Origin of the sequence: Pseudomonas sp. B111 (assembly GCF_026428275.1) — a bacterium.
Classification (GTDB): domain Bacteria; phylum Pseudomonadota; class Gammaproteobacteria; order Pseudomonadales; family Pseudomonadaceae; genus Pseudomonas; species Pseudomonas aeruginosa.
On the sequence record NZ_CP097857.1, the window covers coordinates 3,046,657 to 3,070,537 of the forward strand.

The 23,881-nt window shown below is 64.1% G+C and carries 19 protein-coding genes; 5 read left to right on the forward strand and 14 right to left on the reverse strand.

Translation table 11 applies throughout. From position 1 onward, the window contains the following. Window positions 1-71: 71 nt before the first annotated feature. The 7 genes from sigX to ppsA all read right to left on the reverse strand — a co-directional run bounded on the left by sigX (window position 72) and on the right by ppsA (window position 7,100). Window positions 72-662 (reverse strand): RNA polymerase sigma factor SigX, encoded by a 591-nt coding sequence (gene sigX / locus M6E97_RS14030; protein ID WP_003098059.1) that lies wholly within the window; start codon window positions 660-662, stop codon window positions 72-74. A gap of 71 nt (window positions 663-733) precedes the next feature. Further along, window positions 734-1,558: a mechanosensitive ion channel family protein gene (locus M6E97_RS14035; RefSeq protein WP_003087830.1), complete on the reverse strand. Its 825-nt coding sequence runs from the start codon at window positions 1,556-1,558 to the stop codon at window positions 734-736. Between the two features lie 2 nt (window positions 1,559-1,560). Then, window positions 1,561-1,815 (reverse strand): CrfX protein, encoded by a 255-nt coding sequence (locus tag M6E97_RS14040; RefSeq protein ID WP_079385780.1) that lies wholly within the window; start codon window positions 1,813-1,815, stop codon window positions 1,561-1,563. Between the two features lie 48 nt (window positions 1,816-1,863). Then, a complete protein-coding gene (locus tag M6E97_RS14045) occupies window positions 1,864-2,862 on the reverse strand; it encodes a zinc transporter ZntB (protein ID WP_003098062.1) in 999 nt (332 codons plus the stop codon). 187 nt (window positions 2,863-3,049) lie between these two features. Beyond that, window positions 3,050-3,538 carry a ribonuclease E activity regulator RraA gene (gene rraA, locus M6E97_RS14050; protein WP_003087823.1) on the reverse strand — a complete coding sequence of 163 codons (489 nt, stop codon included), beginning with the start codon at window positions 3,536-3,538 and terminating at the stop codon, window positions 3,050-3,052. Window positions 3,539-3,644: 106 nt separating this feature from the next. Next, a complete protein-coding gene (locus M6E97_RS14055) occupies window positions 3,645-4,655 on the reverse strand; it encodes an alpha/beta fold hydrolase (protein ID WP_003087820.1) in 1,011 nt (336 codons plus the stop codon). A 69-nt stretch (window positions 4,656-4,724) separates the two neighbouring features. After that, the gene (gene ppsA / locus M6E97_RS14060) at window positions 4,725-7,100 is read right to left on the reverse strand and encodes a phosphoenolpyruvate synthase (RefSeq protein ID WP_034005166.1); all 2,376 of its coding nucleotides are present in this window, start codon (window positions 7,098-7,100) and stop codon (window positions 4,725-4,727) included. 171 nt (window positions 7,101-7,271) lie between these two features. Between ppsA and M6E97_RS14065 the strand changes: the two genes are divergently transcribed. The 4 genes from M6E97_RS14065 to M6E97_RS14080 all read left to right on the forward strand — a co-directional run bounded on the left by M6E97_RS14065 (window position 7,272) and on the right by M6E97_RS14080 (window position 11,439). After that, on the forward strand, window positions 7,272-8,090 hold the full coding sequence (locus tag M6E97_RS14065; protein ID WP_003087813.1) for a pyruvate, water dikinase regulatory protein: 819 nt from the start codon (window positions 7,272-7,274) through the stop codon (window positions 8,088-8,090). Window positions 8,091-8,380: 290 nt separating this feature from the next. Next, the gene (locus M6E97_RS14070) at window positions 8,381-8,920 is read left to right on the forward strand and encodes an ATP-dependent zinc protease (protein ID WP_003087811.1); all 540 of its coding nucleotides are present in this window, start codon (window positions 8,381-8,383) and stop codon (window positions 8,918-8,920) included. Between the two features lie 5 nt (window positions 8,921-8,925). Next, window positions 8,926-10,452, forward strand: coding sequence for an inactive transglutaminase family protein (locus tag M6E97_RS14075; protein WP_003087809.1), 1,527 nt, complete (start codon window positions 8,926-8,928; stop codon window positions 10,450-10,452). A 3-nt stretch (window positions 10,453-10,455) separates the two neighbouring features. Next, window positions 10,456-11,439 (forward strand): alpha-L-glutamate ligase-like protein, encoded by a 984-nt coding sequence (locus M6E97_RS14080; RefSeq protein ID WP_003087807.1) that lies wholly within the window; start codon window positions 10,456-10,458, stop codon window positions 11,437-11,439. 56 nt (window positions 11,440-11,495) lie between these two features. Here M6E97_RS14080 and M6E97_RS14085 read toward each other — a convergent pair whose 3' ends face one another. The 7 genes from M6E97_RS14085 to M6E97_RS14115 all read right to left on the reverse strand — a co-directional run bounded on the left by M6E97_RS14085 (window position 11,496) and on the right by M6E97_RS14115 (window position 22,321). Continuing rightward, the gene (locus M6E97_RS14085; RefSeq protein ID WP_003087803.1) at window positions 11,496-12,683 is read right to left on the reverse strand and encodes a MalM family protein; all 1,188 of its coding nucleotides are present in this window, start codon (window positions 12,681-12,683) and stop codon (window positions 11,496-11,498) included. Window positions 12,684-12,696: 13 nt separating this feature from the next. Then, complete coding sequence (locus tag M6E97_RS14090) at window positions 12,697-14,295, reverse strand: outer membrane protein transport protein (RefSeq protein WP_003132834.1); 1,599 nt, start codon at window positions 14,293-14,295, stop codon at window positions 12,697-12,699. A gap of 19 nt (window positions 14,296-14,314) precedes the next feature. Continuing rightward, entirely contained in the window at window positions 14,315-15,340 is a 1,026-nt protein-coding gene (locus M6E97_RS14095) for a transporter (RefSeq protein WP_003120313.1), read from the reverse strand. Window positions 15,341-15,380: 40 nt separating this feature from the next. Beyond that, on the reverse strand, window positions 15,381-16,142 hold the full coding sequence (locus tag M6E97_RS14100) for a C39 family peptidase (RefSeq protein WP_003098072.1): 762 nt from the start codon (window positions 16,140-16,142) through the stop codon (window positions 15,381-15,383). 78 nt (window positions 16,143-16,220) lie between these two features. Beyond that, window positions 16,221-16,658: a DUF6160 family protein gene (locus tag M6E97_RS14105; protein WP_003098074.1), complete on the reverse strand. Its 438-nt coding sequence runs from the start codon at window positions 16,656-16,658 to the stop codon at window positions 16,221-16,223. 231 nt (window positions 16,659-16,889) lie between these two features. After that, entirely contained in the window at window positions 16,890-19,613 is a 2,724-nt protein-coding gene (locus tag M6E97_RS14110; protein WP_003087788.1) for a helix-turn-helix transcriptional regulator, read from the reverse strand. A 2-nt stretch (window positions 19,614-19,615) separates the two neighbouring features. Beyond that, the gene (locus tag M6E97_RS14115; protein ID WP_063890502.1) at window positions 19,616-22,321 is read right to left on the reverse strand and encodes a helix-turn-helix transcriptional regulator; all 2,706 of its coding nucleotides are present in this window, start codon (window positions 22,319-22,321) and stop codon (window positions 19,616-19,618) included. Window positions 22,322-22,485: 164 nt separating this feature from the next. On the opposite strand from M6E97_RS14115, the gene pabB reads away from it, so the two are divergent. Continuing rightward, window positions 22,486-23,847 carry an aminodeoxychorismate synthase component I gene (gene pabB / locus M6E97_RS14120; RefSeq protein WP_023089034.1) on the forward strand — a complete coding sequence of 454 codons (1,362 nt, stop codon included), beginning with the start codon at window positions 22,486-22,488 and terminating at the stop codon, window positions 23,845-23,847. The last annotated feature ends 34 nt before the right edge of the window (window positions 23,848-23,881 follow it).

Genomic DNA, 23,881 nt, shown 5'->3' on the forward strand with positions numbered 1-23,881 from the left:
AACAATCAGCCGCACAACTTGGGTGGCAAGTTTATCAGAACTTCCCGCATAGAGAGACAATATTTACCCAACTATGTTTCGGTCGCATCTGAAAACTTTTCGCGCAGGCGGTCCAGTGCCCGCTTGTAGCGCATTTTCGTCGCACTCAGACCCATGTGCATGATATCCGCTATCTCCTGAAACTCCAGTTCCGCGACGAAGCGAAGAACCAGAATCTCCCGATCTATCGGATTGACATGGACGAGCCAACGATCCAATCCGCCCCGTTCCTCAACCTTCGGCGACTTCTCCTCGGAAGCCTCCTCCAGCGGGTCGAGGCTGAGCGCATCCATCAATCGGCGCTTGCGGCGCTCCTTGCGGTACTGCGTGATGCACTCGTTGTACGTGATGCTATATAGCCATGTTTTGAACTTCGACTTGCCCTCAAAGTTCTTCAACCCGTACAAAACTTTCAGCATCACCTCCTGGCACACGTCGTCCGCGTCGCGGTCGTTGCCCAGGTAGCGGGCACAGACGTTGAACAGCGTGCGCTGGTAACGCCGCATCAGTTCTTCATAGGCGCGCGTCACGTGGAACAGCTCCGAGTGCGCACGCTCGACCAGCTCTTCATCGGAAAGCTGGCGTGGGTCATACCGCTGTGACAGGGGGTGAGGCTTATTCAAGTGAGATCAGGCCAGTCATATCGTAAGCCGGGCCGCCCTGCAGAGCAGCCACGTCCATTATCTCTCCCGGATCAGCGGCTGGTAACTCGCTGATCGAGCAGTAGACGGTTGGCCAGCGACACAAGCTCTCCCTCTTCCGTCAGCAGGATGGTCTTGACCGTACCTATCTCTTCAATAGTGCCTTCAACGTCACCCACTTTCACCTGTTGTCCGACCTGATACAGCTCGCGGACGTAGATTCCTGCAATGATCTGCCCGGCGACCTCGCGGCTGCCCAGGCCCAGGGCCAGCGCAGCGGCCAGGCCGACGGTGATCAGGACGATGGCGATGATGTAGTTGAGCAGGTCGGTCTTGACCTCGAGCTGCCCCACCGCCACCGAGATGCTGATGATGATGACCAGCCACTGGGCGATCCGCCCCAGGCCGTTCGCGTATTCGAGGCCGACGCCGTCCGCCGCGCCGCGCACGACGCTGTTCACCAGTTGCGCCAGGAGCACGCCGACGATCAGCACCAGGGCCGCGCCGAACACCTTGGGCAGGTACAGGGCGAGGACGTCCAGCGTGGCGGATACCCGCTGCAGGCCGAGCGACTCGGCGGCGGATACGAGGAAGACGAGCAGTACGAACCAGTAGACGATCTTGCCGACCAGCGTCGAGACCGGAACCTGAATGCCGACCCGGGCCAGCAGCTTGGTCAGGCCGGTGCCACCCATCAGCCGGTCCAGGCCCAGCTTGGCCAGCAGCTTGGAAAGCAGCGCATCGAGCAGCTTGGCGATGACGAAGCCGAGCAGAACGACCACCAGGGCGCCGAGCAGGTTGGGAATGAAGCCTGCCAGCTTGCCCCACAGGGTGTTCATCGCGGTCAGCAAGCTCTGGGTCCAGATATCGAATTGCATGTTCACTCAGCCTTGTCAGCAGAAGATGCGTTTTTCGCGGAAATACGGGAAACCGACGCCAGATGCGGCGAACCGTTATTGATGCCGATCATCAGCGCCTGCAGCCAGTGCCCCATGAGGCTGAACAGGTCACCGGCGCCGACCTGGCGATTGGCGGTCTTCAGCACCCGTCCCAGACGCGCGTCGTCGTCCGGCTGGGGAGCCGAAGCCTTGAGCAGGTCCCGCAGGGACTCTTCGAACGGATCGTGCATGCGCACCTCATATCTGTACGAGGGAGTGACGCCCTCTCCTCACCCCAGGTCACGTCAGAGCCAGCGCAGCCGACGAAATACCCACCACTGGAAGGTGGCGACCCCGCCGATCAGCAGGCAGGCCAGCCAGAAGCCATGCGGTGCATCCGCCCCTGGAATGCCGCCGACATTGATTCCCAGCAGGCCGGTGACGAAGCTCATCGGCAGGAAAAAGCCGGTGATTATACCAAGGAGATACATGGTGCGGTTCATCCGTTCGGTAATTCGCCGCGACTCGGCTTCCTGCAGGACGCTGATGCGCTCCCGTATCAACTCGAGTTCTTCGAGATTCCGCGTCAGCCGGTTGTTCAGCTCGTTCCAGTAATCGGCGTCGTCCTCGACGAACCAGGACAGCTTGTAGCGCGCCAGTTGCGAGTAGATGTCCCGCTGCGGCGCCAGGTAGCGCCGCAACCCCGCCGACCGGCGGCGCAGGGTACGCAACTGGTGCTGGTCGGGACTGGCGCGCTCGTCCGCCTCGACCAGCTCCTCGACAGCATCGAGCTGGTCGGCTATCCCGCTGATCAGCGTGTCGACGCGATCGGTCAGGTAGTGCGCGAGGTAGTACACGACCTCGGATGCCGTCTTCGGCCCTTTCCCCGCCTCCAGGTCCTCGAGCAGATCGGCCACCGCCTTCAGCGGCCGCAGGCGCAGCGAGATCACCCGGCGCGCGTCGGCGAATACCCGCAGCGAAACCATGTCTTCCGGCTCCGCGCCCGGATTCAGGTTCACTCCACGGAGGAACACCAGCAGGCTTTCGGCCCCGAGATCGAGCAAACGGGGGCGGGTCGCCTCCTCCAGCAGCAGATCGCAGGCGAACTCGCTGAGCCCCGCGGAATCCCGCAGCCAGGCCTGCGCTTCCGGTACGCCGCGGTCCCAGTGCAGCCAAAGGCTCTCCTCCGGCAGCAGGTCGAGCACCGCTATCTGGTTGCGTCCGACACGGCGTCCGCCGCCGCGCCCGTTGAGGACGTAACCATAGATCAAGCCGCGCTCGTCACCCGACTCGTACGCTTGCATTGCGCTTCCCTTGGTAAAACGACCATTTCGACAGTAAAAACACAAGTCCGGCACCAGTCAATTCATGGACTTGCGGCACAACCTTAAAGCCAGTCCTGAGACCCATATGCGCGCCTCGGGTTCATTCCAGCAAAAAGCCCCGGGACGCTGCCTGCGTCACCGGGGCCGGAACGGCTGTTAAAAAGCCCTATTCGGGCATTTTCAAGGCCTGCGGAGAAACGATGATGCCGTTGTTGTCGGCATACACGAACTCGCCGGGGCGGAAGGTGACGCCGCCGAAGGTCACGGCGACGTTCAGATCGCCGATGCCGCGCTTGTCGGTCTTCAGCGGATGACTGGCCAGGGCCTGGACGCCGAGGTCGGTCTGGGCGATCACGTCGACGTCACGGATGCAGCCATATACGACGATCCCTTCCCAGCCGTTCTTCGCCGCTTTCTCGGCCAGCATGTCGCCCAGCAGGGCGCGGCGCAGCGAACCACCGCCATCGACGACCAGGACCTTGCCCTTGCCGTCCTTGTCGACCTGCTCCTTGACCAGCGAATTGTCTTCGAAGCACTTGATGGTGACGATCTCGCCGCCGAAGGAGTCGCGGCCGCCGAAGTTGCTGAACATGGGTTCGACGACCTGGACCAGCTCAGGATAGGCATCGCACAGATCGGGAGTGACGTAATGCATGGGAAGCTCCTGTGGGTGAAGGGATCGGCTCGGGCAGCTCCGGAGGATCATCGGCCGCCCGCCCCGGCGGCGCCGGCGTGACCGGAGCCGCCATTTGCGTCACATGTTAGCCGCTGATTCCGGCTTCCGATACGTCTAGCGCCTCACTCCACGCGGATTCGTCGCCCGCCGGCGATCGCTGGCGCAGCCAGCGCTCCACCAAGGGCCAGACCTCTAGCTGGGCCGCCTTGCCGATCAGCATCTCGATATGCCCGTAGTCCTCGGCGTAGCCAGCCTCGCGTCCGAGCAACAGGTATTCGCGCTCGGACGAGGCGAACTGCTCGAACAACTTGCGACAGGCCCAGGACGGGTCCTGCCGGTCCCCAGCCCCGGCGACCGCCAATAGCGGCACGTCGACTGCGGCGAGCCCCTTCCACCAGTCGTTGCCCGGCTCGCCGAAGCGGCCGAACAGTCCATGCCAACGCAGGACCTCCAGCGCCACGCCGACCGGCTCGTCTTCCGGGCCCTGCCGCCAACGGCTTCCGGATAGCGCGTCGACGCGGCGCAGCAGCAGGCGCGCGAGGATGCCTGCCATGGGCAACCTGAACAGCCAGTGCGCGGTGCTGACCTGGCTACCGAACAACGCCACGGAAGCGATCCGTGCCTGGTCCAGGTAGCCCCCGCCCAGCCCCGCCGCCAGCACCACCCCACCGAGGGAGTGGCCAATCCAGTGCGCCGGCTGCCCGCACTGCTCGTGGATGAAGGAGGCCAGCGCCGGCAGGTCGTAGCGCGCGTAGTCGGCGACCCGGTTGTCCCGGTAACCATCGTTGCGAATCGACAGGCCATGGCCGCGCATTTCCGGCAGCCAGACATCGAACCCCGCCCGCGCCAGGTAAGGACCTAATCCGAGCGCACGCGGCGAGTACCAGAAGCGGCGGTTGGAAAAACTCCCGTGCAGGAGGATCACAGGCGGTCCGCGCCGCTCGCCGGCGGCCTGCTGTCCGAGCCGGGTTACGACTAGCTCGACGCTGGCATCGGGGCTGTTGCCGGGCTTCAGGCGGTAGATGTCTTCGGTAAGGTCGGCGCGCAATTCGGCGCTGACCAGGGCGACAGGAAAGAGGCGACTACTGCTTTGCATGCTTGTCTTGTACAGGAGGCACGAAAAAGGGCGGTGTTACCCGCCCTTTCCGGATACAGCGAGGACCGATCAGGCCTGGTCTTGCCCCTCGGCGAGGAAGAACCAGGTATCCAGCACCGAGTCGGGGTTCAACGAGACGCTCTCGATGCCCTGCTCCATCAGCCAGCGGGCCAGGTCCGGGTGGTCCGACGGACCCTGGCCGCAGATGCCGATGTACTTGCCGGCCTTGTTGCAGGCAGCGATGGCGTTGGCCAGCAGCTTCTTCACCGCCGGATTGCGCTCGTCGAACAGGTGGGCAACGATGCCGGAATCGCGATCCAGGCCCAGGGTCAGTTGGGTCAGGTCGTTGGAACCGATGGAGAAGCCATCGAAGAACTCGAGGAACTCGTCGGCCAGCAGGGCGTTCGACGGCAGTTCGCACATCATGATGACCTTCAGTCCGTTCTCGCTGCGCTTCAGGCCGTTCCCGGCCAGCAGCTCGACCACCTGGCTCGCCTCGCCCAGGGTGCGCACGAAGGGCACCATGATCTCGACGTTGGTCAGGCCCATTTCGTTGCGGACCTTCTTCAGCGCACGACACTCCAGCTCGAAGCAGTCGCGGAACGACTCGCTGATGTAGCGCGAGGCGCCACGGAAGCCGAGCATCGGGTTCTCTTCTTCCGGCTCGTAGAGCTTGCCGCCGATCAGGTTGGCGTACTCATTGGACTTGAAGTCGGACAGGCGCACGATGACCTTCTTCGGCCAGAACGCCGCGGCCAGGGTGCTGATGCCCTCCACCAGCTTCTCGACGTAGAAGCCGACCGGATCGGGATAGCCGGCGATGCGCTTCTCCACGCTTTCCTTGATGTCCGCCGGCAGGCCGGCGAAGTTCAGCAATGCCTTGGGGTGCACGCCGATCATGCGGTTGATGATGAATTCGAGGCGGGCCAGGCCCACGCCTTCGTTCGGCAACTGGGCGAAATCGAAAGCGCGATCGGGATTGCCGACGTTCATCATGATCTTGAACGGAAGGTCGGGCATGGCGTCGACCGAGTTCTTGCGCACATCGAAACCGAGTTCGCCTTCGAAGATGAAGCCGGTATCGCCTTCGGCACAGGAAACGGTCACCCCCTGGCCATCCTGCAGGATCTGGGTGGCATTGCCGCAACCGACCACCGCCGGGATGCCCAGTTCGCGAGCGATGATCGCCGCGTGGCAGGTACGCCCGCCGCGGTTGGTGACGATGGCGCTGGCGCGCTTCATCACCGGCTCCCAGTCCGGGTCGGTCATGTCGGAGACCAGGACGTCACCCGGTTGGACCTTGTCCATTTCCGACACGTCGTTGATCACCTTGACCGGACCGGCACCGATGCGCTGACCGATGGCACGTCCTTCCACCAGGACGGTCCCCTTCTCTTTCAGCAGGTAGCGCTCCATGACCGTGGCGCTGGCGCGGCTCTTCACGGTTTCCGGGCGTGCCTGGACGATGTACAGCTTGCCGTCGTCACCGTCCTTGGCCCATTCGATGTCCATCGGGCGGCCATAGTGCTTCTCGATGATCATGGCCTGCTTGGCCAGCTCGGTGACCTCGGCGTCGCTCAGGGCGAAGCGGGCGCGATCGGCGCGATCGACGTCCACTACCTTGACCGAGCGACCGGCCTTGGCTTCGTCGCCGTAGATCATCTTGATCGCCTTGCTACCCAGGTTGCGGCGCAGGATGGCCGGACGCCCGGCTTCCAGGGTCGGCTTGTGGACGTAGAACTCGTCGGGGTTCACCGCGCCCTGAACCACGGTCTCGCCCAGGCCGTAGGCACCGGTGATGAAGACCACGTCGCGGAAGCCGGATTCGGTGTCCAGGGTGAACATCACCCCGGCGGTGCCGGTTTCCGAGCGGACCATGCGCTGCACGCCGGCGGACAAGGCGACCAGCTTGTGATCGAAGCCCTGGTGCACGCGGTAGGCGATGGCGCGGTCGTTGAACAGGGAGGCAAAGACCTCTTTTGCTGCGCGGATCACATTGTCCACGCCGCGGATATTGAGGAAGGTTTCCTGCTGGCCGGCGAACGAGGCGTCCGGAAGGTCTTCGGCGGTAGCGGAGGAACGCACTGCCACGGCGAGGTTGTCGTTGCCGTTGGCCAGGGCGGCGAAGGCCTGGCGGATCTCGCTGTCGAGACGGGCCGGGAACTCGGCTTCCATCACCCACTGGCGGATCTGCGCGCCGGTCTTGGCCAGGGCGTTGACGTCGTCGACGTCCAGGGCGTCCAGGGCCGCGTGGATACGGTCGTTGAGGCCACTCTGCTCGAGGAAGTCACGGTAGGCCTGGGCGGTGGTGGCAAATCCGCCGGGTACGGAAACGCCGGCACCGGCCAGGTTGCTGATCATCTCGCCGAGGGATGCGTTCTTGCCCCCCACATGCTCTACATCATGGACGCCGAGCTTATCGAGGGAAACTACGTACTCTACCAAGGTGATCTCTCCACTATTGAATTGGAAAAGCTCAAGCGGGGCCAGGAGCAGCTCCGCTGGATTCTGGCCTGGCCCTTAGAAATAAGTGACAATGCTGCGACAGAAAGGCCTCTGACAACGCGCGGCCTATCATAGCCAAGAATCGTTCCTACCTTAAGGCTTTCGGTGCAAATGAAACGAACCGCATTCTTCATCTCGGACGGCACCGGTATCACCGCCGAAACCCTGGGCCAAAGCCTTCTGGCACAGTTCGAGAACATCAGCTTCGTCAAACTGACGAGACCGTACATCGATACCGAAGAAAAAGCGCGCGCCATGGTACAGCAAATCAATAATGCTGCCGAGTCGGACGGGGCCCGCCCGATCATCTTCGATACCATCGTGAACCGCGACATCCGGGCGGTCCTGGCGCAATCCAACGGCTTCATGATCGATATCTTCGCCACCTTTCTTTCGCCTCTGGAACAGGAGCTTTCGGCCGACTCGTCCTATTCGGTCGGCAAGTCCCACTCCATCGGCCACAACTCCAACTACATGGATCGCATCGAGGCGGTGAACTTCGCCCTCGACAACGACGACGGCGCCCGCACCCACTACTACGACAAGGCCGACCTGATCCTGGTCGGCGTCTCGCGCTGCGGCAAGACGCCCACCTGCCTGTACATGGCCCTGCAGTATGGCATCCGCGCCGCCAACTACCCGTTGACGGAAGAGGACATGGAGCGCCTGCAACTGCCGAACGCCCTCAAGCAGTACAAGCACAAGCTGTTCGGCCTGACCATCGACCCCGACCGCCTCACCGCGATCCGCAACGAACGCAAGCCCAACAGTCGCTACGCCAGCTTCGCCCAGTGCGAATTCGAGGTACGCGAGGTCGAAAGCCTGTTCCGCCGCGAAAACATCGCCTACATCAACTCCACGCATTTCTCGGTGGAGGAGATTTCCGCAAAGATCCTCGTCGAAAAAGGCGTGGAACGGCGCTTCAAATAACCGCTCCGGGGCCAGCGGCTCGGCACCGCCAAGGTCCCTTGCCCGCTTCCGGTAACGCTTCGAGCCCCTGGATGGAATTTCGTTTCATCCCAGGGGCAAAACCCCGACCAAGTGGTATAAGCGGCTGTCGCTGCCGAAAAACCGCGTGATAGAATGCGGCCCGCATGCGCCTGGCGGGGCGCCCGGCATGCCCGGCCTGCCGAGCGCAGGTCGATGACGCAGGGTTTTCCGTCACGGACTGGACAGCGATCGCAAGATCGACCCGCCGAACGCGACACCAACCAGGACTTATGAAACTCAAGCCCTTAGCTCCCCTGCTCTGCCTATTCATCGCCGTACCAGGCCTGAGCGTAGCCGCCGAAAAGACGGTCTACGGCCTGAACGAATACGCGCGCATCAACGACCCGGACATCCAGCTGGCCGCCAAGCTCGACACCGGCGCCAAGACCGCCTCCCTCAGCGCCCGCGACATCAAGCGTTTCAAGCGCGACGGCGAAACCTGGGTGCGCTTCTACCTGGCCACCGACAACGCCGACGACACCCCGATCGAGAAGCCCCTGGCGCGGATCAGCAAGATCAAGCGCCGCCACGGCGACTTCAACCCCGACGAGGGCAAGGCCTATACCGCCCGTCCGGTGATCGAGCTGCAGGTCTGCATGGGCAAGGCGATTCGCACCATCGAAGTGAACCTGACCGACCGAAGTGCATTCCAATACCCGCTTTTGATCGGCTCGGAGGCCTTGAAGAAATTCGACGCACTGGTCGATCCGAGCTTGAAATACTCGGCCGGGAAACCCGGCTGCAAACCTGATGCAAAACCTGCTGAGTAAACGACATGCGCTCTCTCAACCTGCATCTGAAAGTCCTGATCGCCATCCTGCTGACCCTGGGTGTGGCGATCACCGCCTATCAGATTTTCGTCCAGGGAATTCCCGTTACCGAAGCCGAAACCGATGACCTCTGGAACATCGATGCCAAGGTCGACTTCGTCGCCACGCCGAAAACCCCGGTCAAGGTGCAGATGTTCGTTCCGCCGTTGAGCCAGGACTACGTCAGCCTCAACGAAAGCTTCGTCTCCAACAATTACGGCGTCAGCATCAATCGCGCCGACGGCAATCGCAAGGTGACCTGGTCCGCCCGCCGCGCCAACGGCAAGCAGACCCTGTACTACCGCCTGGTGCTGACCAAGCGCTACACCGGCGAGAAGACCAAGGAGAAAGGCCCGATCTTCCGCGACAGCCTGCCCCTGGAAGGCCCGGAGAAGATCGCCGCAGAAGCCCTGCTGGCCCCCATTCGCCAGCACTCGGCCGACGTCGAGACCTTCGTCAGCGAAGCCATCAAGCGCGCCAACAACGGCAACGACGACAACGTCAAGCTGCTGATGGCCGGCGACACCAGCCTGGAAAAGAAAGCGCATATCGTCGAAACCCTGCTGTCCATCGCCCACGTGCCGATGGAGCGGGTCCATACCATCCGCCTGGTCGCCGACCTGCAACAGAGCCCGGAACTGTGGCTGCGCAGCTTCAACGGCGAGAACTGGCTGTATTTCAACGTGGTCACCGGCGAACAGGGCCTGCCCTCCGATCGCCTGATCTGGTGGCTTGGCGATGAGCCGCTGATGACCATCGACGGCGGCAAGAAGGCCCAGGTCAGCTTCAGCCTGAACAGCAGCGAGATGAACGCCATCCGCCTGGCCAAGCTGTCCGACGAGAACACCGAGGCGGCCTTCCTCGAGTACTCCCTGTACGGCCTGCCGCTGTCCACCCAGCAGACCTTCCAGATCATGATCATGATCCCGATCGGCGTGCTGGTGATCCTGATCCTGCGCAACCTGATCGGCCTGCAGACCCTTGGCACCTTCACCCCGGTTCTGATCGCCCTGGCCTTCCGCGAGACCGGCCTGCAATGGGGTATCGCCCTGTTCACCGTGATCACCGCCCTGGGCCTGTCGCTGCGCTCCTATCTCGAGCACCTGAAGCTGCAGATGCTGCCGCGCCTCTCGGTGGTGCTGACCTTCGTGGTGGTGATGATCGCGGTGATCAGCCTGTTCAGCCACAAGCTCGGCTTCGAGAGCGGCCTGTCGATCGCCCTGTTCCCGATGGTGATCCTGACCATGACCATCGAACGCCTGTCGATCACCTGGGAAGAGCGCGGCGGCGGCCATGCGATGAAGGTGGCCATCGGCACCCTGTTCGCGGCATCGCTGGCGCACATCCTCATGCGCATCCCGGAACTGGTGTACTTCATCTTCACCTTCCCGGCCGTGCTGCTGATCCTGGTCGCCTTCATGCTCGCCATGGGCCGCTACCGCGGCTACCGCCTGACCGAGCTGTTTCGCTTCAAGGCCCTGCTCAAGGACTGAACCATGTCGATCTGGAAGACCTGGAAAGACCTGACCGCGAAAGGCGTGATGGGCATCAACCGACGCAATGCCGATTACGTCCTGAAGTACAACAAGCGGCACCTGTATCCGGTGGTGGACGACAAGATCATCACCAAGGAACGCGCGCTCGAGGCCGGCATCCACGTGCCGGAGATGTACGGCATCATCGAGACCGAGAAAGGCATCGACAAGCTCAACGAGATCATCGGCGAGCACAACGATTTCGTCATCAAGCCGGCGCAGGGCGCCGGCGGCGACGGCATCATGGTGATCGCCGACCGCTTCGAGGGCCGCTACAAGACCGTGTCGGGGAAGATCGTCAGCCACGAGGAGATCGAGCACCACATCTCGAGCATCCTCTCCGGCCTCTACTCCCTCGGCGGCCATCGCGACCGCGTACTGATCGAGTACCGGGTGACCCCCGACCAGATCTTCAAGAGCATCAGCTACGAAGGTGTGCCGGACATCCGCATCATCGTACTGATGGGCTACCCGGTGATGGCCATGCTGCGCCTGCCGACCCGGCAGTCGGGCGGCAAGGCCAACCTGCACCAGGGCGCCATCGGCGTGGGCGTCGACCTGGCCACCGGCGTCACCCTGCGCGGCACCTGGCTGAACAACAAGATCGCCAAGCACCCGGACACCACCAACGCGGTGGACGGTGTGCAACTGCCGAACTGGGACGGTTTCATGAAGCTGGCGGCCGGTTGCTACGAGTTGTCGGGCCTCGGCTACATCGGCGTGGACATGGTTCTCGACCAGGAGAAAGGCCCGCTGATCCTCGAACTCAACGCCCGCCCGGGCCTGAACATCCAGATCGCCAACGACAGCGGCCTGGTGCACCGCTGCCACGCCGTCGAGGCGCGACTGGAAGAACTCAAGGCGAAAGGCATCGAAGAGTCCGCGGAAGAGCGCGTACGCTTCTCCCAGCAGCTGTTCGGCCACGTCCAGCAGCACCAGGGCTGACGTGCTTCCGGTATGAAAAAGCCCGGCTCCGGCCGGGCTTTTTCATGTCTCGGATTTCAACGCACCACGGCCAGCTCGAAGCCGCCCTGCCGGGCGTGCTCATGCACCTGCATGCCCGCCTCGTTCACCGCCAGGTCCTGCAGCGGACGCTTGAACGGCTTGTTGTCGAGGGTTTGCAGCGAGCGGTCCTCGTCGGTGGTCAGCAGCAGCACGTAGCGCTCGCCGCGATTGGCTCGCACCGGCACCGTACCCTCGATGAAAGCGTAGCGATACCAGGTTTCCGGGTTCAGCTTGTACACCGCGTCGCTGACCAGCCGGGTCGGCCGCTTGTGCTCGTCGAGGAACAGCAGCGACGGGTAGACCACCTGGCGGTTGGCGAAACTGCGGATGCGCAGGCCGTAGACACCCTGGGAGCGCGGCAGCCGGATCGCCGCGTAGAAGCTCCTGCCCATGGGAAAGTCGAAGCTCGGCGAGAAGCGGTTCAACTCCTCGTAGCGCGGTTCGTCGGCATCCAGTTCGGTGAAGTCGCTCTCGGCGATCTGCTCGCAGCAGCGCCGTTGCAGGTCCTGGTAGAGATCGTCGATGGTCATCTCGGTGCCCTTGAGCAAAGCCTTCAGCGCATCGCTCTGCTGGCCGGCGCCATCCAGGCCGGGCAACGCCGTCGGACGTTGCTTGAACTCGATCTGCCGGCCCTCGGTGAAGGCGATCTGCGACGAAGGCGCGGCCTCCCGCTTGAAGCGCGCCGCGCGCTCCTCGGGCGGGATCTGCGAGTTGTGCATGCGGCCCTTCTCGTCCACCCAGGTGTAGTAGGGACTGCCGTTCTCGCTGCGAACGAAACCCTTGCCCTCGAAGGCCTCGGCATCGATGTATTCGGCGGAGTGCTCGCCGTTGGGCAGGACGTAGTCGGCGCGCTGGCCGGCGACCTGGGCGCCGGCATAGAAGCTGTTCTGCACGTTGCCGTTGGCATCGATCCAGGTGTAGTAGCGACGCTTGCTCTCCCCTCCGCTGCTGTTCCCCGGCCACTGCGTGGCGTTGTCCGCCTTGTTCAGCACCCGCGCCTGGTCGCTCTGGCCGATGCGCTGCCGCGCCTGGCGCTGCTGGCGGTCGAACTGGCCGTCGACGAAGGTGTTGTGCACCCCGCCATTGTCGTCCACCCAGGTCAGGTAGCGCCCGCCGGAGGCCCAGCCCGGCGAAGATGCCGGCAGCGCCAGGGAGAAGACGCAAAGTACGATGGATGCGCGCATCATGCTCCAGCCCTCAGAAGGTCGTACGGTAGGTCATGGCGAAAATATAGGCCTTCACCGTGGTGTCCACGTCCAGTCCCGCGTAGGGGTTGTACACCAGGTTGTCGAGCCCGGTGCAGTTCAGGTTGCAGCTGGTATCGGCCTTGACGCTCTGCTTGGTGACGAAGTAGTTGAAACCGACATCGATCACCGTGTCCTTGTCCCACTGGTAGCCCAGCCCCAGGCCGTAGAGATTGGCATCGCCGATCGGCACCAGGATGTCCGCCTGGCCCTTGGGGATCGCCGAAGGCCGGTATTCGTAGCCGGCGCGTAGCTGCAAACGGTCGTTGACGTCGTACTGCACGCCCATGGCCCAGCTCCAGGTATCGCGGTAGCCGCGGTCGAGGGTGATGCTGTGGCTGGTGGCGTCCTTCGAGTCGAGGTACTTGGCGATGCGCAGCAGGTCAAGCTCGCGGTCGAACTCGATCTTGAACTCGTTCCAGTCGCTGTAGCCGTTCCATTTCAGGTCGAAGTTGAATTGCCACTTCTTGAACGGGCGCAGCTTCACGCCGGTGGAGAAGGCATCCGGGTAGACCATGTTCATCGTGGCGTTGCCATGCTCTTCATCGACGTTCCCGTAGGGGAACATCTGGCCGAGGATCGCACCACCGAGCGACTTGTGCACCCCGGTCCAGAAACCCTGCCAGCCTTGGCCGTAGTCGACCCGGTACTTGCCCTTGAGCCTCATCCGCGACTCGCTCTGGTAGGTCGCGCCCCAGGCGAACCAGTCGGTGGGCTCCCAGAGCACGCCGAGGTTGAAGCTGGGCGACAGCGACTGCTGCATGTCCAGGTCGATATTGGCCAGGTTCTGGAACGGACCGATGTTGCCGCCGCAGACGTTGAAGAACACCTCGAGGATCTCCTGCATTCCCGGCAGGCAACCGATCTCCTTGGTCTGCTGCAACAGCCCGAGCAACTGGTTCGGCGCCCGGAAATCCTCGTTCAACGCTACTGCCTGGTGGGAAAAACCCACCGACAGGCCGACCGACAGCTCGTCGTTGACCTGGTAGGCCAGGGTCGGCGAGAAGTAGGTGAGCCGCTGCAACGACACCTCGCGTCCCTGGTAGCGCGCCGGATCGCTATCGGAATCGCGGCTGTAGCCCAGCGCTTGCGGGGTGTAGACGTTGGTGGCGAAGGTGAACTTGGAACCCGGCGGGTTGATCGAGATCCCGGCCAGCGGCGCCACCAGCAACGGCACGTCGGTCATGCCGCCGAGGCCGGGCAGGTACATGGTCGGGGTCAGGGTCCGGCTGTGGCTGTTGGCGACCGGGTCGTCGCGCAGGCCGAAGGTGCCTTCGCCGTAGTTCGGCGGCGCCTTGAAGCCGGCGCGGATGTCCATCACCCCGGTGAGCAGCTTCACGGTCGCCTGGCGGCCCTTCATCTTGGTCAGTGCCGCCGGGTTGTAGTGCACCGAATCGATGCCGGTCTCGTCGGCGGTCACGGCGTTGCCGAGGGCCATGGCTTTCGGGTTGCCGATGGTCAGGTCGTTGGCCATCTGCGCGCCGGCCGGCGGAATCCAGGCCAGGCACACCCCTGCCAGCGCCAGCCAGAGCGGCGCAATGCGCATCTTCATAACAGGCCTCGCTCGCGGGTTACTGGGCCTTCAGCCCTTTGATATCGAGGGGTACGGATAACCCCAGCAGTACATCCGGCGAGTCTTCCGTGAGGCCGAAACCGGCGTTGACGTTGACGATGTAGTCCGGTGACGTCCGCAAGCCGAGCGAGAAGTTCATGATGCTACTGGTCTGTTCGGACGACTCGAACGTACCGGCAGTGGTGTGGTAGCGGTTCTTCAGCGTGTAGGCCATCTGGTACGAGGTCGCCAGCGAGACGTCGTAGGACAGCGCGTAGGCCATGCCCATGTTGAAGTTGATCGTGTTGCCGGGCGAGACCTTCTCCAGCTGGGAGTTGTCGGCCAGGGTCTGGTGCACGTCGTCCACCGGCAGGTTCCAGGTGTAGCCGAGCGAGCCGTAGAGGACCACCGGGTCGATCACATAGGACATGTTCGCGCCGAAGCCCAGGCTGTAGTAGCCGTTGCCGGTGGAGATGTCCTTGTCCAGGTTGGTCTTGTAGGGACTGTCGCCGGTCGGCAGGCCGATGGTGGTATACAGCGTGGTGACCGGCCGTCCGCGCACCGCCGCCCAGGGCTGCCAGCGCAAGGTCGCGGAAACGTCGCCGAGGCTGTAGGCGTGGGTATCCATCTCGGTGTCGTACTTGGCTACCAGCGGCAGGCGGAAACTGAAGGTGAGGTTGTCCCAGATCCCGTAGTCGAAGGTGAAGGAGTTGGTGAAGGTGTGCTGGGACTGGCTCTGCCGGCCGGCGAGGCCGTAGATCTGCGTGCCGCCGCTGGTCTTGGTCAGCGGCACCAGGGTCAGCCGCTGGTCGCGCACCAGCGCGTAGTCGAAACCGTAGGTCAGGGTCCGCTCGCCCTTCTTCAGCAAGGTGTAGCTCTTCTCGGCGGCCTGGAAGACCTCCTCCAGCGCCTTGGCGCTGTCGGCATCGTCATTCTTCTTGGCCAGCGCGTCACGGGCCTGGTCGACCGAGGCTTCCTCGGCAACGGACAAACCGCTGATAGACAGCATCAGCGCCGCCGCGCATGTGTACCCCCTGATTCTCATGGCGCTATCCCCAGAGATTGTTCTTGTTTTTGGGTATCTGCTACTTGGTGCGCAGGTGTATGACGTCGCCACCAGTGCCCAGCTCACGGACCTGGTTTTCAGTGATCTTGTTGATCTGCGGAAACTCGCGGAACGCCAGCAGGCTGACGGTGCGGTCGTCCACCAGGCGCATGTCGCGATCGTTCAGCGCCAGCGCGTTGCGGGGCTCCTGCCCACTCGGGAAGATCACGAACAGGACGTTCTGGTCCCAGATTTCCTCGAAGCGCGTCCGGGTGAAGCTGATGTTGCCCAAGGCCGGATCGGCGACGAAGACGTGATCGTTGTAGACATCGCGCACCACCACGAAATGCTTGAAGCCGGCATAGTGGATGGGGACCAGCGCCGGATGCTCGAGAGCGTCCAGGTCGCTGAACTCGGCGCGAAAACCACCGCTCTTGTAGCCCAGCGCAGCGGCGTAGCGCTTCATGTCGAGCAGCGAGAAACCGCGGCGCTGCACGATCTTATCGGCCTCGCCATAGCGCAGCAGCCCTTCCATGACCTGGCGTTCCTCGAGGTTGCGCCCGAGGTAGTAGTCCAGCAGCGTGGTAAGCGCCGCCGAGCCGCAGCTGTAGTCATAGGCCTGGCGGATGACGTTGCGGAACTGCAACTGGCTCATCGGCTCCAGTTGCACCGATTCGCGGTAGGGTCCATTGGGGGTCAGAGGCTGGCTGAGGTTGACCGTGCCCTGCGGTTGCGGCTTGGTATCGACCGTCTGGGTGAACCCGAACAGTCCGATCAGACTTCCCAGCAAAATCTCGAACATCGCCCCGTCGTACCTCTTTCGGAGAAAGACCCCGCCGATGCCTCGGCGAGGTCTTCGCGTCTCGACTCGGTTCCTGGATCAGTGACCCCAGACCTTGATGGTGGAACCGGCCATGTTCAGCCCGGAGACGGTCAGCGAGCCGATGCTGGCGGCGCTGGTGTCGCCCACCTTGATGGCGCCAACGGTCACGTCGCCGGTGATGGCCGGCAGGCCGATGGCCAGTTGCTGGGTCGACTTGCCGCCGATATCGGTGGTGACGACGTCGATGGTCAGCGGCTTGGTATCGTCGATGGTCAGCGCCGGCAGGCTGATGTTCTCCAGCCGCAGGGAGCCGCCGTTGGTGTCGGTATCGGTGTAGGTCACGGCCCCGACGGAGCCCTGGAAAGTACCGGAAATGCTGATGCCTGCCTGGCCGGTCACGTCGGACAGCGCGCCATCGTCCATGGCTTTCAGGTCGGCATGCGCCAGCAAGGGAGCAGCCAGAACAGCAGTTGCAAGGAACAGGTGCTTTTTCATTGTTATTTCTCCAGTGTTCAGGTGTGGTTTGCCCCAGGGCACTGCCGTTTGCATCCTGTCCCCGGCAGATCGACCGGCATCTCGCCGGTCTCCAGGTCCGGTACTGCTTCCCTAGGTGTCCCGGACATGGATTCGGTAGAGCCTCATGCTCTCTCGTCCTGGATTCCAAGCTACTGGGCCACCCCTTCCGCCGCCAGCCCATCCAAGGGATGGAGCGATGGCGGCTGCCGCTCACGCCTCGCTCAGCAGTCCCAGGCTTTTACCCTTTAGTACGGCTTGCGTTCTGCTCTTCACACCCAGCTTGGCGAACAGGTTGTGCAGGTGCCACTTGATGGTGGCTTCCGACAGGTGCACCGCCTGCGCGATATCGCGGTTCGACAAGCCCGCCGCCACCAGCCGCAGGATTTCCCGTTCGCGATGGCTAACATCCTGATTTTCATCGAAACTTTCCGGGTCCACGGAGAGCTTCCGGCACTGCTCGCGGAGCAGGTCGGCCAGCCCCTGCCAGGCCGCGGCACGCTTGGGCTCCGCTTCCCTCCAGCTTTCCCACATCGGCAACAGCCACAACGCGTCGTCCTGGAACAGCCGGCGATAGCCGAGATTCCAGGCTTCCTCGAGCGTGGCGAGGAACAGGCCGATGGCTTTTTCGCTGTTACCTTTCTGCCAATACGCCACAGAAAGTAACAAGGACAAACGCAGCCGCCGATCCCTCTGGTAAGCGGAAGAGTAGCCGGCCAGACAGCTTTCCAGCTTGCTCTGCGCGCGTTCCGCGTGACGCTCGGACAATGCCAGCCGAGCCTCCGCCAGGACCAGGGCGGTCTGTGCGTCGGCATGCCGCTCGCCGGAGAGCCCGGCAAGATGCCGCTCCAGTTGCAGGCAGACCCGTTCGGCTTCGTTCGGACGGCGCAGCCACAGCAGGAACTGCACCTTGCAGCTCATGGCGTGAGCATAGACACGCTCGTAGCCGGGCGAGAGCAGACCGCTCAGCCATTCGTCGAGTTGCGCCAGCCCCTGCTCGGCGGCGCCGGAGAAGAAGCGCGCCTTGGCCATGACCAACTGGCCGCGACTGAGCAGTTCCACCGGCGTCGCGACATCCCGCCAGACCGTCGCCAGCGGTAGTTCGGCGAGCACGCCGGCATGCCGGTCCTGCTCGTAGAGCAGGTCGGCATAGGCCAGCGACAAGGGCCCGCCGACCCGGCTGCGCCGGCCGAATACCTGCTCGACCCGGTTGCGCGCCGACTCGGCGATCGCCCTGCCCCGCTCCAGGTCGCCACTCTCCTTGCAGATCAGGGATTCGATCAGGCTGGTCACCACCTGCAGGTACTCGCTGTCGGCGACTTTCAGGTCCTCCCGCGCGGAACCGATGGCGCCGGCGGCCTCGGCGTAGTCGCCGAGCAGCGCATGCGCCGAAGCCTGCACGCAGAGCAGGCTGGCGCGGAACACCGGCTGGTTGCTCGGAACCATGGACAGCCAGTGGCGGGCGACCTTCAGGCAGGCTTCGAGCTTGTCCTGGTAGAGCAACACCAGGGCCTTGAGCACCTGGGCGGCGGCGAGCAACTCGCCGAGCCCGAAGTGCATGACCTTGCCGCGCCCCTGCAAGAGGCGGTGGCTGACCTCCTCGATCAACGCCTCGGCCTCGGCGAAGCGTTGCTCGAACGCCAGTTGCCAGGCGTAGAAGATCTGGAACACCGGATGCTCGCGGATCACCTCGGCGGGAATGCCGTTGAGCATGCCGAGGATGCCGTACACCCGGTTACCGGCGATCAGGCGCGCGCCCTGGCGCTCCAGCAACTCGGCGGCGAACAGGTAGTCGCGGGCGCGAAGGGCGTACTTGATCGCCCGGTCGGCCAGGTCGCGCCCCTCGCACCAGCGCGCCGCCGCATGCAGCAACGGGGTCGGATCGGCATGCCGGGACAGCCGCCCCTGGAGGAACTCGGCGAACAGATGGTGGTAGCGGAACCATTCGCGCTGGTCGTCCAGGGCGATGACGAACAACTGCTCGTTCTGCAGGCGCATGAGCATGTCCAGGCCGTCGCGACGCCCGGTCAGCGCATTGCACAGTTCCGCATTGAACTCGTCGAGCACCGAGGTCTGGTCGAGGAACAGCTGCAGGTCGGCGGGCAGGCTGGCCAGCACGTCTTCCGCCAGGTAGTCGGCGATGTTCCGTTCGGTTCCGGAGAGCCCGCGGAGGAAACCTTCCCGGTCGGTATTGCGACTGAGGGCCAGGGCCGCCAGGTGCAACGCCGTGATCCAGCCTTCGGTGCGCTTGAACAGCAGCTTCAGCTCGCGCTCGCCCAGCTCCAGCCCCTTGAGGTCGAGGAGAAACGCATCGCTCTCCTCGCGCGATAGCCGCAGGTCTTCCGCGCTCAGGCAGAAGGTCCAGGGCTTGAGGGTCGGCTCGTCGACCAGGAAGCGCGGGCGGAAGCGGGTCGAGGCCACCACCCGCACGTGATCGGGCAGGTTCTCGATCAGGTAGCGAACCCCATGCGGCAAGGCGGCGTGGCGGATGCGGTGGAAATCGTCGAGGAACAGGTACAAGGGGCCTTCCAGGCGACGCAGGTCGGCGAGGAAGGCATCCAGGATACCCTCCAGCGGCACCGCGACGTCGGTGCCGAGCAGATTGGCGGTATTGCCGCCGAATGCCGGGACCACTCGCTGGATGCTCGCCAGCAGGTACTGGATCAGACGCTGCGGTTCGCTGTCGGTCTCGTCGCAGGACAGCCATGCCACCGCCGCGCCCTGCTCCAGCAGGCGCAGGCGCAACTGGCAGAGGATGGTGCTCTTGCCGAAGCCGGCCGGCGCGCTGAGGACCATCGCGCGTCGCCCGCGGGCCTCGTACAGGCGGTCGATCAGCGCCTGGCGGGGCAGCAGCGGCAGCCCTCCGGCGCCTGGCGGGAACAGCTTGGTCTGCAACAGCGGGATGGTGCTGGCGGGAACACCGTCGCGATGGCCCATGGTCAGAGCAGGCTCAGCTCGCGGGCTCGCCGGATCGCCTGGGTGCGATTGCGCACCTTGAGCTTTTCGTAGATGTTGTGCAGATGCCATTTGACGGTCCCCAGGGCCAGCGACAGGCGCTGGCCGATTTCTTCGTTGGATAGGCCCTGTGCGGCCAGGCAGACCACTTCGCGCTCGCGCTCCGTCAGGCCTTCCTCGAGCGCATCCTGGGGCTTGCGCACGCCCTGCCCGGGCCAGATGCCGAGCAGGCCGCGAATGAAGGTCTGTAGCGCCGGCTGGCGCTCGGTGGATTCGAGTTGCTGGAGCAACTGGCGAATGCCGTCGCCTTCCTCGATGAAGAGGCTGCGCACCCCTTCCCGTTCGGCATTGATCAGGCATTCGCCGAGCAGGCTGTTGGCCCGTTCCTGGTAGCCCAGGCGCTGATAGCTGAGCGCCGCCAGGATATCCAGGCGCAGGCGCTGCAGGCCGTGCCAACCGGGCTGCAAGGTGCCGCGCAACTGAGTGATCTCGTGCAGCGCCTCGCTGAAATGTCCTCGCCCCTGCAACAGGCGCACGCGGCTCACGCCCAGCGACCAGTTGACCGGGTTGAAGGCCATGTTGCGGTAGTGTGCCGCCATCTTGTTCCAGTCCACGCTCTTCAACCGCTGCTCGGCGCGCTTCAGGCGGTCGGGGCCGCTGTCCTGGAGGATCAGGTTGATCTCTTCGGCCATGGCCTGGGCGAAGAAGCGCCACGACTGATTGCGCGAGGCCAGGGCCTGCATCGCCGCCAGGCTGGCCAGCGCCTCCTTCGGCCGTCCCAGCAGGCGCTGGGTGCGCGCCAGGCAGATCTGTCCCTGGGCATAGAAATCGATCGGATTGATCACATCCACATGCCCGAGCGCCCAGCCCAGGCGCTCTTCCAGCCCGTCCAGCTCGATCCTGTAGTAGGCGGTCAGGGCCTCGGTGATGGTCGGCAGCGCCAGCGCGCTCCTGGACTTCTCGAACAGCGGCCGGGCGCGCTGGCGGAGCCGCTCGATGAGCAGTTGCGCCTGTTTCACCTGGCCCTGCTCGAGTGCGAGGATCACCTCGACGTTGGCCAGTTGCATGTCCAGGTAGCGCCCTTCGAGGAAATGATTGCGCTGCTGCGCCAGCCCCAGCAGGCGCCGCGCCTGGTCGCCCTGGCCACGGACCACCTGGGCCAGCGCGGCGGTGATCAACACCGCCACTTCGAGGAAGGCAGCGTTCTGCCCGAGTTGGACCTCGACCCGGCGAGCCAGGGCGATGCACAGTTCCAGATCGTCCTTCTGCAACGCCACCACCGCCTTCACCGCCAGCGCGGAGAGGTACTGGTCGCCCATCGGCCCATCGCCGCGGCTCTCCCCCCAGCGCGCCAGCAGTTCGTCGATGATCCGGTTGGCCTCGCCCAGGCTGAGGTCGCTGGCCCGCGACCAGACATCGGTAAGGACCAGGATCGGATAGCGCTCGGCGATTTCGTCCGGCACATGCTTGCGCCAACGGTAGATCAGGCTGAGCTGGCCGCGGTTGATCAGCTCCAGTCCGCATCCGTCGACCAGCGCGGCGATCATCTCCGGGTCTTCCGCCGCACAGGCATGCTCGATGGCGAACGTCGGCATGTGGTGGTTGGTGAACCACAGGCTGGCGTTGAAATGCAGTTGCTTGAAACGGTCCGGATCGGAGTCACGCAGGCGGTTGCGGAGGAAGTCGGCGAACAGCAGGTGGAAGCGATACCACTGGCGTTCGCGATCCAGCGGCAGGAGGAACAATTGCATGGACTCCAGGCGCTCCAGCAGCGCCTGGCCGTCCTGGCGCCCGGTCAGGGCGTTGGCCAGGTCGCCGCTCAATTGGCTGGCAACGCCAAGGGCCAGCAGCGCTTCCTGCAGCTCGCCAGGCAAGCGTTCGAAGACCGCCGCCAGCAGATAGGCGCTGACCGCCTGCTTGTCGCCGTCGAGCAGGGCCATTTCCTGCACCTGCGGTTGCTGGCGCAGCCACAGGCTGACGAGATGCACGCCCACCACCCAGCCTTCGGTCTGGCCATAGAGCGCCTTCAGGCAGGGCTCGTCCAGATAGAGACCGCTGCGCTCGAGGTATTCGCGGGTTTCCTCGAAGCCGAGGCGCAGCTCCTCGAGGCCGATTTCCAGCAACAGTCCCTTGGCCCGCCAGGTAGCCAGGCTCAGCGCCGGCTGCGAACGCGTGCCCAGGGCCAGGACCAGCCCGGGCGGTGCGTACTGCACCAGGCGGTTGAGGCCGGTGAAGATGTCCGGGTTGCTAACCAGGTGCAGGTCGTCCAGCACCAGCAGCAACGGCCGCGCATAGCGATCGAGATCGCCGAGCAGGCTTTCGATCACCGCCACCACCGGGACCCGCATGGTGTTCTGCAGGTAGGCCTGGGCGTCGTCGCCAAGCTGCGGCACGGCTTCGCCCAGCGCCTCGATGAGCTGCCGGCAGAAACGGGCGGGGTCGTCGTCTTCTTCGGCCAGCGACAGCCAGGCCACCGCCTGGTCTGCTACAGTGCGCTCCCTGGCCAGGGCGGCGAGCGCGCAGGTCTTGCCGAAGCCGGCAGGTGCGGAAAACATCAGAACGCGTGAATGGGGATTGCGATCCAGCAGGTTGCGGATCGCGGGGCGAAGAGAATATTCGGCTGGCACCTGAGGCGGCACTATTCTGGAGCGCGAAAGGCTGCCGGCTGCTGGATCCTGTACTGCATCCACGGCCTGTATCCCTGTGTCATTATCATTGTGGTACGGAGCCAAATCTCCGTGGGATATTTCCATAATTAGCAGATCACCCTTCTTACGTAAACTGAAGAAATGGCTCTAGGATCGACGATTCCGGCGAACTAGAATTCCTGACTGTCCCACTACCCCCACTTTCCATGCCCAGTTGTCATGTTCACCCCCTGCCCTACCATAGCGACCCAAGCTGTCTCTTTGCCATCATCCATGAGGCGCCCGGTGCGGTGATGCTCGACTCGGGTCGCCCCATCGCTACCCGTGGACGCTATGACCTTATGAGCGCCTGGCCATTGGCAGAACTGGCGCCGCTGCCCGACGAATCGGCCAACCGCTTCTTCGCCCGCCTACGCGAAGCGGCCGGAAGCCTGGGCCCCGCGCAGCTGCCAGCGCCGTACGAACTGCCCTTCGCCGGCGGTCTGCTGGGCTATTTATCCTACGACCTGGGTCGGCGCATCGAGCGCATCGGCGAACACGCCCGCGATGACCTGGGCCTGCCGCTGGCCTCCGTCGGCCTGTATGCCTGGGCGCTGATCAGCGACCACCAGGCCGGCACCAGCCAACTGGTATTCCACCCGCGATTGGACGAGCGCGAACGCCAGCGCCTGATCGCCCTGTTCAGCGAGGAAGCGCAAGGCACGGCCGGCAACTTCAAGCTTCTGGGAAAATTCCGACGGAGCATCAGCGCATCCGACTATCGGCAGGCGATCCGCCGCATCCAGGACTACATCCAGGCAGGCGACTGCTACCAGGTGAACTATAGCCAGCGCTTCCAGGCCGCTTGCAGCGGCTCGCCGTGGCCGGCCTATCGCGCCCTGCGCGAGGCCTGCCCGACGCCGTTCTCCGGCTACCTGCGACTGGCCGACGGCGCGATCCTCAGCCTGTCGCCGGAGCGCTTCCTCAAGCTCGGCAAGGGCAAGGTGGAAACCCGGCCGATCAAGGGCACCCGCCCGCGCGGCAAGACCCCCGAGGAGGACATGGCGCTGGCGGCGTCGCTGCTGGCCAGCCCCAAGGACCGCGCGGAAAACCTGATGATCGTCGACCTGCTGCGCAACGACATCGGACGCAGTTGCCAACCTGGCAGCGTACGGGTACCGGAGCTGTTCGCCCTGGAAAGCTATCCCAACGTGCATCACCTGGTGAGCAGCGTCACCGGCGAACTGGCGCCGGGCAAGGACGCCCTCGACCTGCTGGAAGGCAGCTTCCCCGGCGGCTCGATCACCGGCGCGCCGAAGATTCGCGCCATGCAGATCATCGACGAGCTGGAACCGAGCCGACGCGGCATCTACTGCGGCAGCCTGTTCTACCTCGACGTGCGCGGCGAGATGGACAGCTCGATCGCCATCCGCACCCTGCTGGTCAGGAACGGCCAGGTCAGTTGCTGGGGCGGCGGCGGCATCGTCGCCGACTCGCACTGGGAGGACGAGTACCAGGAAACCCTGGACAAGGTCCGGGTGCTGCTGGAAACCCTGGAAGGAATGGCCGGGACAGCGTCCCCGGAATAGAAAAGAGCCCGCGTTCCGCGGGCTCTTTCATCGG